Source organism: Kitasatospora sp. NPDC042419 (assembly GCF_056437345.1).
The window spans coordinates 167,223-175,785 of sequence record NZ_JBWKAW010000019.1; the positions used below are offsets into that span (position 1 = coordinate 167,223).

The window sequence follows — 8,563 nt, forward strand, 5'->3', positions numbered from 1 at the left end:
GGCCGAGGCTGGCACGGTGACAGACGCAGTGCAGGTACGCGGCCTACGCAAGGCCTACCAAGGGGCTCCCGCCGTCGACGGCGTGGACCTGGACATCGGGGACGGCGAGATCTTCGCGCTGCTGGGCCCCAACGGAGCCGGGAAGACGACGACCGTCGAGATCCTCGAAGGGTTCCGCAAGCGCGACGCCGGCAGCGTCCGCGTCCTCGGCGAGGACCCGGAGAAGGCGCCCAGGCGCTGGCGCTACGGCATCGGCCTGGTGCTGCAGAACGCCTCCGACATGGCCGACATGACGGTCGCGGAGACCGTGCGGCACTTCGCCGGCTACTACCCCGACCCCCGCCCGGTCGACGAGGTGATCGACCTGGTCGGCCTGACCGCGAAGGCCGGCACCAAGGTGCGGACGCTCTCCGGCGGCCAGCGGCGCCGGGTCGACGTCGCGATCGGCGTCGTCGGACGGCCCCGACTGCTGTTCCTGGACGAGCCGACCACCGGGTTCGACCCGGAGGCGCGCCGCCAGTTCTGGGCGCTGATCCGGCAGTTGTCGGACCAGGACGGCACCACGATCCTGCTCACCACCCACTACCTGGACGAGGCCGAGGCGCTGGCGCAGCGGGTGGGCGTGATCGCCGCCGGGCGGATCCTCGCCGTCGACACCCCGGCCGAGCTGGGCGGCCGCGCGTCGGCCGAGGCCACGGTGACGTGGTCCGAGGACGGCGAGCAGCGGCAGCTGCGCACCGACAGCCCCACCGCGGCCGTGCGGGAGCTGGCCGCCCGCTTCGAGGGCGAGATCCCCGGACTGGTCGTCACCCGGCCGTCGCTGGAGGACATCTACCTCGACCTGATCGGAGGCCCGCGATGACCACCCCGACCACCGAACCCGAGGCGGCGCCCGAGGCGACCGCCGGGCCGACCGCGACCGCGGCGGCGTCCGCCGGACGCGCACCCGGCCGCGCGGAGCGGACCCCGGACACCGGCCGGGACCCGTCGGTCCTGCGGCTCTGCCTCGCCCGCGGCGGCGTCGAGCTGCGCCAGTTCTTCCGCGAGCGCACCGCCGTCGTCTTCACCTTCGCCCTGCCGGTCGTCCTGCTGACCCTGCTCGGCTCGATCTTCGACCGGCAGACGGGCGCCACCGGCATCCCCGCCAGCCAGCTGCTGGCCGCCGGCATGATCGCCGGCGGCATCGGCTCGACCTGCTTCGTCAACCTCGCCGTCAGCATCACCAGCGACCGCGAGGACGGCACGCTCAAGCGGCTGCGGGGGGTCCCGATGCCGCCGATCGCCTACTTCGTCGGCAAGATCATCCTGGTCCTGGTGACCGCCGTGGCCGAGGTGGTGATCGTGCTGGCGGTCGGCGTGCTCTTCTACGACCTGCCGCTGCCCGCCGACGCCGGACGCTGGGCGGCCTTCGTCTGGATCTTCCTGCTCGGCGTGACCGGGTGCGCGCTGCTCGGCACGGCGATGAGCAGCGTTCCGCGCTCGGTGCGCGGCGCGGCACCCATCGTCAACCTGCCGTTCCTCGTCCTGCAGTTCGTGTCGGGTATCTTCATCGTGCCGCTGACCACGCTGCCGACGGCGTTGCAGCACATCGGCGCGGTGTTCCCGCTCAAGTGGATGGCGCAGGGCTTCCGCTCGGTGTTCCTCCCCGACTCGGCGGCCGGCACGGAACCGGCCGGCGCCTGGGAGCACGGCCGCATCGCGCTGGTCCTGGCGGCCTGGTGCCTCGGAGGTCTGATCCTGTGCCTGACCACGTTCCGCTGGCAGGGAAGGAAGGACGGTTGAGTCGCGCCCCCGACGAGTGGCTGCGCTGGCAGCCGGTCTGGGACGTGTACTTCACCCTGGTCAGCTCGGCGGCCCTCGGCGGCGTCCTGCTCACCGGCGGGGTCACCCCCGCCCGGCGGGCCGGCGCCGCCGCGCTGCTGCTCCTGCTGGTCGCCGCCCACCTGCTGCTCGGCCGGCGGCTGATCCGCTCCCACCGGGGCACCCGACAGGCCCTGCTGTACCAGGTGGGCGTCGTCCTGGTGTTCGCCGCCGCCGTCGGGCTGTCGACCAGCAGCGCGCTCGTCCTGTACGCGCTGTGCGCCCCGGCGTTCATGACCGCCGGGCCCGTCGTCGGGGCACTGGCCGTCCTGGCCATGAACCTCGCCTGGCTCGGGATCGCGGCGGCCGCCGAGACCCTCCCTGGTACCGGCCGGCTGCTGGGCATCGTCGGGTCGACGAGCGCGGCGCTCTCCGTCGTGCTGGGCGTCTGGGTGAGCCAGATCATCCGGCAGAGCGCCGAGCGGGCGGAGCTGATCCGCGAACTGGAGGCCACCCGCGCCGAACTCGGCCGGCTGTCCTACGAGGCCGGCCGCACCGCTGAGCGCGAGCAGTTCGCCGACGTCATCCACGACACCCTCGCCCAGGGCCTGTCCAGCACGGTCATGCTGCTCCAGGCCGCCGGCTCCGCGCTGGCCGTCGACCCCGCGCGGGCCCGCCACTACCTGGAGGTCGCCGAGGCCGCCTCCCGCGACAACCTCGCCGACGCCCGCGCGCTGATCACCTCGCGGCCCCTGCCCGAGGCCACCTCCGCCTCCCTCGTCGACGGACTGCGCCGGGCGGTCGAACGGCTCCGGGACGACCACGGCATCGAGGCCTCCCTGCGGGTCGACGGCGCCCCCGACCCCGCCGACACCGCCCTCAACGTCGACCTGCTCCGCCACGCGCAGGAGGCGCTCAGCAACGTCCGCAAGCACGCCGGCGCCGGCCGCGTCGAGGTCGTCCTCGCCACCGACCCCGACGGCGTCCGGCTGGAGGTGCACGACGACGGCGCCGGGTTCGCCCCCGGCGGCACCACCACCGGGCACGGCCTGCCGCTGATGCGCCGGCGGCTGCTCCAGGCCGGCGGGACACTGCACGTCGAATCGGCGCCCGGACAGGGCACCTCCCTACGGATCCGGGTGCCCGCATGACGATCACCGTGCTGCTGGTCGACGACCACCCCGTGATCCGGGCCGGGATCCGCGCCATGCTCCACGACCAGCCCGAACTGGCCATCGTCGGCGAGGCGGTGTCCGGCGCCGACGCTCTGACCGCCGCCCGCGAGCTCACCCCCGACGTCGTCCTGATGGACCTCCGGATGCCGGACGGCGACGGCGTCGGCGCCACCGAGGCGATCCTCGCCGAGCTCCCCGCGACGCGCGTGGTGATCCTCACGACCTACCGGACCGACGGCGACATCCTCCGCGCGGTCGAGGCGGGCGCCGTCGGCTACCTGCTGAAGGACAGCTCGCCGGCCGAACTCGCCCAGGCCGTCCGGGCCGCCGCGCGCGGCGAGACCGTGCTCTCCCCGGCGGTCGCCGCCACGCTCCTCGACCGGGTCCGCCAGCCCCGCCCGGAGACGCTGTCGCGCCGCGAGGTCGAGGTGCTGCGCCTGGTCGCCGAAGGGCTGACCAACGCCGCCGTCGGACGCGCCCTGTTCATCACCGAGGCCACCGTGAAGACCTACGTGGTGCGGATCTTCGCCAAACTGGGCGTGTCCGACCGCACCGCCGCCGTCATGGCGGCGGTCCAGGCGGGAATCCTCTGACCGGGCCGGGAGGTATCGGGGCCGGGGCAGGCGGGGAGGGGCAGGCGAGGCCGGGCCGGGACGTGCCGAAGCCCGCGGGGGCCGACCGTCGGTCGGCCCCCGCGGGCCCCGTCGGGACTCAGCCCGGCAGCTCGATCGGCGCCAGCGCCGGGAAGTCGTCCCCCGGTCCCGGATTGGCGGCCGGCGTCCGCCCGCCGAGGTGGTGCAGCACCCCCCACACGGCGTTGAGCGCGGTGGTCACCGCCCCCTCGGCGAAACCCCCGGTCCACGACACGTCGTCACCGGCGAGGAACACCCCGCGCTGGTGCCCGGGGAGCGCGTCCTGCCGGAAGTGCGTGAACAGGCGCCGCTGGTAGCGGTACTGGCCGGGAAGGTTGCTCTTGAACGCGCCCATGAAGTGCGGCTCCGACTCCCACGACACCGCGATCGGCGGCGCGATGATCCGGCTGCGGACGTCCACCTCCGGATAGATCCTGCGCAGGTGGCGGAGCATGACGTCCAAACGCTCGTCGGGCGACAGCGCGGCCGTCTTCATCGAGTCGTCGTTCCACGTGTACGACAGGCACATCACCCCCGGCGCGTCCGGGCCGTCGTCGAACAGGTAGACCCCGCGCGGCGCCCGGTCGGTGAGCGTCATCCCCATCACCGGACGCCCGGTCCGCTCGTCGACGTCCTGCCAGAACGGCCGGTCGACCAGCGCGAACAGCTTCGAGGAGCCCATGTAGTGGGTGCGCTCCATCGCCGTCCACACCTCGTTCGGGAACAGGTCCTCGTCCGTGTCGATCCCGGAGAGCAGCAACCGCACCTGCGGGGTCAGCACCGCCGCGGCGAACTCCGCCGCCCCGTCCGCGGTCTCCACCCGGATTCCCCCGCCGGCCCGCGACAGCCGGGTGACCGCCGGCCGCGGGCCCTCGGGGTGCAGGTCCGCCAGCGAAGTCCCGGTCGGCCAGTGCGCCGCCGAGGCCGGCGCGTGCCGCCACAGCCGCAGCGGGAGCTGCTGCGCCCCGCCGGTCAGCGCCCGGTGCCCGTCGTCGGCCCCGGTGTAGACGACCCGCAGGATCTCCAGCATCGAGTTGGGGAAGTCGGTGTCCCAGCCGCCCGAACCGAAACCCACCTGGCCGAAGATCTCCCGGTGCCGGAACGACGCGAAGGCGGACGAGGAGGACAGGAAGCCGTAGAACGACTGGTCGTCCAGCAGCGGCACCAGCCGGTTCCAGATCGCCTTGATCATGGCCGTGTCCCGGCGGCGGATCGCCGAGTCCATCGCGGTGAAGTCCGCGCCCTCCTCCAGCACCTTCGTCCAGGCGTCGTAGACCTCCTGGTACGCCGACGGCAGGTCCTCGGGCACCCGGGCGAAGTGCCGGGCGCCGTTGACGTCGACGACCGTGTGCGGGGTCGCCGGGGCCATCGGGTTCGGGAACGGCCGCGTCCCCAGCCCCACCAGGTCGATGTAGTGGAACAGCGTCGTGGCCGAGGGCGGGAACCGCATCGCACCCAGCTCGGCGACCGTGCCCGGGTGCCCTGCGAAGCTCTCCGTCCGCATCCGGCCGCCGAGCTGCCCCGCCTCGAACACCACCGGGCGCAGGCCCAGGCGCATCAGCTCGTACGCCGCGACCAGCCCGGAGATCCCGCCGCCGACCACCGCGACCGGCGTGCCCAGCCGCTCGGCCGGCAGCGAACCGAGACCGCCCTCATGACCCACCCACCGGTCGTAGGCGAAGGGGAAGTCGGGGCCGAGCATGGTGACCGGCGGTGCGGACAGGTCCACCGCGAGCGCGGTCACCGCGCCGCACCGTACAGCTCGGGCCGGCGGTTCAGCAGGTAGGGCGTGGCCCGGCGGCTGGCACCGATCGCGTCGAGGTCCACGTCGGCGAAGAACAGCGCCTCGGCCTGCTCGGTGCTCTCGGCGCGGACCACGCCGTCCGGACCGACCACCCGGCTGAGGCCGCAGTAGTTGTTCGCCCCGGGGCCGTACCAGTTGACGTACGCGACGAAGAGCTGGCTCTCGAACGCCCGGGCCGGCACCAGCGTCCTGGGGACGAACTCCCAGGGGCGGACCAGCGCCGTCGGCACGACCAGCAGCTCGGTGCCGGCCAGCATGTGCGCCCGCACGGTCTCGGGGAACTCGACGTCGTAGCAGACCAGCAGACCCACCGTCAGCGAACCCAGCCGTGCCTGGACCACCAGCCGGTCGCCGGGCGCGAACACCGAGCGGTCGAAGTCGCCGTAGAGGTGCGTCTTGCGGTAGCGGGCCGCCACCGCGCCGTCGGAGCCGACGAGTTGGACGCTGTTGTAGACGCTCCCGCCGTCCAGTTCCGGCCATCCGTAGACGATCGCCAGGCCGTTCCGCTCGGCGATCGCGCGCACGCCGTCGGCCAGCACCCCGTCGGCGGGCTCCGCCAGCTCGACCGTGCGGGCCAGGCCCAACTGGTAGCCGGTCGCCGACAACTCGGGTGTGACCAGCAGCTCCGCACCGCCCTCCGCCGCCCTGGCGGCGATCCCGCCCAGCCGGTCGAGGAAGTCGTCGCGGCCCGACTCGCCGCCGGCCCACGCGGGTTGCCAGCACGCGACGCGCACCGACTTCGCTGTTTCCGAAGAAGTCATCGTTCGTTCGTCCCGAAATCCGAGGGCGTGGTGAGGTGACGGAGAACTGATATCGGCGCCCACCGGGGCGGACAACCCCTATTCGACCGGGATAGCCCGGCTGCTCCCGGTACGCCCCGACTGGTGTTGTCCGCGAATTGGATGGGCCTTTAGAGTGACGACGTGTCCAGTCGTGAAGTACCGCGCCTCCGGCCTCCCCGGCACCGACTCGAACGCCGTGCCCTCGGCTGGTGGAGCGCCCAGGCCGCCGTCATCGCCCTGCCCCCCGTCCTGGTGCTGGCGCTGCTGACCGCGCTCATCCCGCCCGCCCGCACCTGGCTCGGGCTCAGCCTCGCCCTCGTCGCCGCGCTCGCGCTCGCCTACCTCCTGGTCGTGCCGGCCTGGCGGTACCGCGTCCACCGCTGGGAGGCGACCGACGACGCCGTCTACGCGGTGTCGGGCTGGTTCTGGCAGCGGGCCCGCATCGCCCCGCTCGCCCGGATCCAGACCGTCGACACCGCCAGCGGCCCGATCCAGCGGCTCTTCGGACTGAGCGGCCTCGTGGTCACCACCGCGTCCGCGGCCGGACCGGTCCGGATCCAGGGCCTGGACCGGCAGGTCGCCGCCGACCTGGCCGAGACCCTGGCCGTCCGGGCCCAGGCCCTGCCCGGGGACGGCCAGTGACCGCGGCACCCTGGCAGCGCCTCGACCCGCGGATGCCGGCGACCAGCCTCACCTGGCTGGTCCCGCCGGTCTGCTCCACCCTGCTGACCCTGCTGATCACCGGCGGCACCCTCGACCTCGCCGCCCTCATCACCCTCGGCTCCATCGCCCTGACCTGCGTGATCATCGCGGTGCTGTTCGGCGTCCGCCTGCTGACCACCAGGTACCGGATCACCGACGACAAGGTCGAACTGCGCAGCGGCCTGCTCTTCCGCCGGCACCGCGCGGTGCCCCGCGACCGGATCCGCAGCGTCGACACCACCGCCAGCCCGCTCCACCGCCTCCTCGGACTGCGCACCGTCCGGATCAGCTCCGGCACCCACGTCGCCGCCGAAAGCCGGGAACTCGCCCTCGACGGCGTCTCCCGGGACTCCGCCGAGCAGCTGCGCCGCCGGCTGGCACCCGACGCGACGGCCGGCGACACCGCCCTCGCCGTCCTGCGCCCCGGCTGGCTCCGGTACGCGCCGCTCACCGTCTGGGGCATCGCCTGGGTCGGCGGCGCCGCCGGCGCCTTCGCCCGGCTGCTCGACTCGCTGCGGATCAACCCCGCCGACGTCGGCTTCCTCCGCGCCGCCTGGAACGGCCTGACCGGCCTCCCGCTCTGGGCCGCGATCACCCTGCCGGTCCTCGTCGTCATCCTGCTCGGCGCCCTCACCTCCGTGGCGACCTTCGTCGAGACCTGGTGGGACTACCGGCTGGAGGAGGCCGAAGCCGGCTCGCTCCGACTGCGCCGCGGCATGTTCAGCACCCGCTCGATCTGGCTGGAACGACGCCGGCTGCGCGGCATCCAGATCGCCGAACCGCAAGCGCTGCGCCTCGCCCGCGGCGCCCGGCTCAACGCGATCGCCACCGGACTCGGCACCGCCGACGACCGGTCGACGTCCACCAAGAGCGCCCTGCTGCCGCCGACCTCGCGCGCCGAGACGGAGCGGGTCGCCGCCGCCGTCCTCGGCGAGGAGCCCGGCTTCCTGAGCGGCCTGCGGCTGGCCGGCGCCCCCAGGGCGGCGCTGCGCCGCCGGATCACCTGGGCCCTCGCGGCGGTCGTCCTGGTCGAGACGCCCCTGGTCGTCCTCGGCGTGCTCCTGACCGACGTGCTGCTCCGGATCGCCTGGATCTCGGGAGCCGTCCTGCTGCCGCTGGCGCTCGCCGCGGCGGTCGACGCCTACCGCAGCCTCGGCAGCGGCCTGCACGGCCGGTACCTGGTCACCCGTTACGGCACCTTCGCCCGCCGCACCGTCCTGCTCGACCGGTCGGGGATCCTCGGCTGGAGCGTCAAGCAGTCGCCCGCCCAGCGCCGGGCCGGCCTGGCCACCCTCGTTGCCGTGGTCGCCGCGGGCCGGGGCGGTTACACGATCCGCGACGTGGCCCTCGCCGACGGCCTCGCGCTCGCCCGCGCGGCGACCCCCGGAATGCTCGACGAATTCCTCGAACCGGCGCCGGACGGAATCGCCGACCGCGCCTGGCGACCGGGCCCCGCCGAAGGCACGGCCGTCCCGGTCTCCGGCGACGAAGGCGCGGCCCGGTAGCCTTTCCGCGCCCTCCGGACGCGGCACCCGTCCCGCGCGGCTGTTCGTACGCGATGGCCGAGACGGTGCCGCGCTCCGGGGCGGCGGTGGCACGGTTGTGGCACGTCTGCGGCACGTCCGGTTCGACGTTCACCCGAACAGGTGAATTCTGTGTGCTGAAACG

8 protein-coding genes are annotated in these 8,563 nt (G+C 74.0%); 6 read left to right on the top strand and 2 right to left on the bottom strand.

Features of this window, described 5'->3' with window-relative positions; translation table 11 throughout:
• Positions 1 to 16: 16 nt before the first annotated feature.
• Genes AC067J_RS29675 through AC067J_RS29690 form a run of 4 tightly spaced genes read left to right on the top strand, consistent with a single transcriptional unit; the run spans position 17 to position 3,568 of the window.
• Complete coding sequence (locus tag AC067J_RS29675; protein WP_478304318.1) at positions 17 to 862, top strand: ABC transporter ATP-binding protein; 846 nt, start codon at positions 17 to 19, stop codon at positions 860 to 862.
• Positions 859 to 1,782 (top strand): ABC transporter permease, encoded by a 924-nt coding sequence (locus AC067J_RS29680; protein ID WP_478304320.1) that lies wholly within the window; start codon positions 859 to 861, stop codon positions 1,780 to 1,782. Before AC067J_RS29675 ends, AC067J_RS29680 begins: the two co-directional genes overlap by 4 nt.
• Positions 1,779 to 2,951, top strand: coding sequence for a sensor histidine kinase (locus tag AC067J_RS29685; RefSeq protein WP_478304322.1), 1,173 nt, complete (start codon positions 1,779 to 1,781; stop codon positions 2,949 to 2,951). Before AC067J_RS29680 ends, AC067J_RS29685 begins: the two co-directional genes overlap by 4 nt.
• Complete coding sequence (locus AC067J_RS29690) at positions 2,948 to 3,568, top strand: response regulator (protein WP_478304324.1); 621 nt, start codon at positions 2,948 to 2,950, stop codon at positions 3,566 to 3,568. The genes AC067J_RS29685 and AC067J_RS29690 overlap by 4 nt, the downstream gene beginning before the upstream one ends.
• Before the next feature lie 118 nt (positions 3,569 to 3,686).
• On the opposite strand, the gene AC067J_RS29695 is transcribed toward AC067J_RS29690, so the two are convergent.
• Positions 3,687 to 5,309 carry a flavin monoamine oxidase family protein gene (locus AC067J_RS29695; RefSeq protein WP_478304341.1) on the bottom strand — a complete coding sequence of 541 codons (1,623 nt, stop codon included), beginning with the start codon at positions 5,307 to 5,309 and terminating at the stop codon, positions 3,687 to 3,689.
• Positions 5,310 to 5,347: 38 nt separating this feature from the next.
• A complete protein-coding gene (locus tag AC067J_RS29700; protein ID WP_478304326.1) occupies positions 5,348 to 6,172 on the bottom strand; it encodes a carbon-nitrogen hydrolase family protein in 825 nt (274 codons plus the stop codon).
• A 162-nt stretch (positions 6,173 to 6,334) separates the two neighbouring features.
• On the opposite strand from AC067J_RS29700, the gene AC067J_RS29705 reads away from it, so the two are divergent.
• Positions 6,335 to 6,835: a PH domain-containing protein gene (locus AC067J_RS29705; RefSeq protein ID WP_478304328.1), complete on the top strand. Its 501-nt coding sequence runs from the start codon at positions 6,335 to 6,337 to the stop codon at positions 6,833 to 6,835.
• A complete protein-coding gene (locus AC067J_RS29710) occupies positions 6,832 to 8,400 on the top strand; it encodes a PH domain-containing protein (RefSeq protein ID WP_478304331.1) in 1,569 nt (522 codons plus the stop codon). The genes AC067J_RS29705 and AC067J_RS29710 overlap by 4 nt, the downstream gene beginning before the upstream one ends.
• Positions 8,401 to 8,563 lie beyond the last annotated feature (163 nt).

What these genes read in the sequence shown, in the direction of transcription:
- AC067J_RS29690 (WP_478304324.1), top strand. Translation starts at nt 2,948, where the DNA reads ATGACGATCACCGTGCTGCTGGTCGACGACCACCCCGTGATCCGGGCC.
- AC067J_RS29695 (WP_478304341.1), bottom strand. Translation starts at nt 5,309, where the DNA reads ATGCTCGGCCCCGACTTCCCCTTCGCCTACGACCGGTGGGTGGGTCAT.
- AC067J_RS29700 (WP_478304326.1), bottom strand. Translation starts at nt 6,172, where the DNA reads ATGACTTCTTCGGAAACAGCGAAGTCGGTGCGCGTCGCGTGCTGGCAA.
- AC067J_RS29680 (WP_478304320.1), top strand. Translation starts at nt 859, where the DNA reads ATGACCACCCCGACCACCGAACCCGAGGCGGCGCCCGAGGCGACCGCC.